Source organism: Micrococcus sp. Mcc89, from assembly GCF_024519795.1.
Taxonomy (GTDB): Bacteria; Actinomycetota; Actinomycetes; order Actinomycetales; family Micrococcaceae; genus Micrococcus; species Micrococcus luteus.
This window is the reverse complement of record NZ_JALJRI010000101.1, coordinates 1-1,137: the sequence shown is the minus strand read 5'-3', so window position 1 is coordinate 1,137 and position 1,137 is coordinate 1. Positions and strand designations below refer to the sequence as shown.

At 64.8% G+C, this 1,137-nt stretch carries 1 protein-coding gene; it reads left to right on the top strand.

Annotated elements, in window-relative coordinates; genetic code table 11:
- Nucleotides 1–126: 126 nt before the first annotated feature.
- Nucleotides 127–1,023, top strand: coding sequence for a helix-turn-helix transcriptional regulator (locus NR072_RS09565; RefSeq protein WP_225348639.1), 897 nt, complete (start codon nt 127–129; stop codon nt 1,021–1,023).
- The last annotated feature ends 114 nt before the right edge of the window (nt 1,024–1,137 follow it).

The window sequence follows — 1,137 nt, the reverse complement described above, 5'->3', positions numbered from 1 at the left end:
CGTCTCATCTCAGCCGGCGCCTCGTGGCAAGAACCTCATGACCCACAACAGCTAGCCAGACACCTGGTGTGGGTACACCCAGCAGGTACACCCAGACGGCCGCGGCCGGTGTCTACGCTCAAGGGTGTGGAGAGCCTCGGAGCATTCTTGAAGAGCCGTCGGGATCAGGTCACCCCGGACGCCATCGGGCTACGCACCTACGGCAACAGTCGGCGCGTCCCAGGCCTGCGCCGCGAAGAGTTGGCTCACCTCGCCGGCGTCAGCGCCGGCTACTACACGCGGTTGGAACAGGACCAAGCCGGTACGGCCTCAACGCAGGTTCTCGACGCCTTGGCCCGGGTGCTGGACCTGGACGAGGTCGAGAAGGTCCACCTGCACAACCTCGCACGCCAAACCAACCAGACCGGTCTCGTCGAACCACCCGCCGAACAGCCCCATCCCCGCGTCCTCGCGTTGCTCGACTCGCTCGGCGAGACCACACCCGCGATCCTGCTCGGCAGACGCGGCGACGTGCTCGCCTGGAACCGCACCGGTCACGCATTGCTCGCCGAGCACGTGGACTTCAATGCGCCCGAGGACCCGGGCCAGCGTCCGTCGATCCCGCGCATGTTCTTCCTGGATCCACTGACCCGCGACCTGCACCGCAACTGGGACGAGCTCGCCCGCGTCCACGTCGCCTACCTCCGGCTCACAGCCGGCAGATTCCCTGCTGATGCACGCCTCGCGAACCTCATCGGCGAACTCACCATGCGCAGTGACCAGTTCGCCCAGATGTGGGCCACCAGAGAGGTCGCAGACTGCACCACCGGCGACATGCATCTACAACACCCGACTGTCGGCACCGCGAGCGTCGCCTACCAGGTATGGCTCCAGCCGGACAGTCCGGACCACCGGCTTGAGATCTACACCCCGAACGACGTCACCTCAGCAGACGCGCTCCAACTCCTCATACGCCGCATTACAGGCGATGGCACGACGCCACGGGCACAGACTCCGACACGATTCCAACATCACGGGGACTGAACAGCTGCGGCCGGTCGACGTACAGGTCGAACCGTCAACAATCTCGTGCCCCGCAACATCTAGGGCATGTCTGACAATCGTTTGGACCATGCGATCACAGCATTCAGCACCACA